Origin of the sequence: Paraclostridium benzoelyticum, from assembly GCF_001006285.1 — a bacterium.
Taxonomy (GTDB): Bacteria; Bacillota; Clostridia; order Peptostreptococcales; family Peptostreptococcaceae; genus Paraclostridium; species Paraclostridium benzoelyticum.
In genome coordinates, this window is the sequence record NZ_LBBT01000303.1 from 1 (window position 1) to 961 (window position 961).

At 25.4% G+C, this 961-nt stretch carries 1 protein-coding gene; it reads left to right on the forward strand.

The window, feature by feature from the left end:
* Positions 1-232 precede the first annotated feature (232 nt).
* Positions 233-961 (forward strand): MutS N-terminal domain-containing protein (locus tag VN21_RS15075; protein WP_046823981.1); only part of this gene is annotated, 729 nt, incomplete at its 3' end.

The window sequence follows — 961 nt, forward strand, 5'->3', positions numbered from 1 at the left end:
ATTTTTAGTTAGTGGTGTAGACTCATTAACGGCAACATTAGGATTAAGTGAATTTTTTGTAGGGATAATAATAATACCTATATTAAAATTTACTATAATAGATTATATGACAAATATTTATAAATGGTGATATATTATATGTTAATTTAAAAATTGAAAAGATATGAATATAGATATAAGTATAAACACCCAAATATGATATAATATGTAGAATGTAAAGGAGGCAAAGAGTATGAATATAGATAGAAGTAAATTAACTCCTATGATGAGACAGTACTTTGAAGTTAAAAATAGATATAATGATTGCATAATGTTTTTTAGGCTTGGAGATTTTTATGAAATGTTTTTTGAAGATGCAATAGTAGCTTCTAAAACTTTAGAAATAGCACTTACAGGAAGAGAATGTGGTATGGATGAAAGAGCACCTATGTGTGGGATACCATTTCACTCTTCACAAAACTATATATCGAAATTAGTTGAAAACGGATATAAAGTAGCAATATGTGAACAAGTTGAAGATGTAAATGCTTCAAAAGGAATAGTAAAGAGAGATGTAGTAAGAGTAATAACTCCAGGTACAGTACTTGAAGGAGCTTTATTAGAGAATAAGAAAAATAATTATCTATTGGCCATGTACACAGATGGTGAGAAAATAGGTATTTCATATACAGATATAAGTACAGGAGAAGTTAATGCAACATATTTAAGTGAAGAAAAATTAGTAGAAGAAATAGCTAAAATTCATCCTACTGAGATAATCGCAAATGATTTAAACACCGTTGAAAAAATAAGAAATATAGCTACTTTAAGCAATATATATATAAATGAAAATTTTGATGAAAGTTATTTAGATGAAAACATATTAAATAAATATTTTTCAACTGAGTATTTAAAAAATTTAAAATTAGATGAATTTGGTCTTATATCATCTAGTTTATGCATTATATTAAATTATATTTAT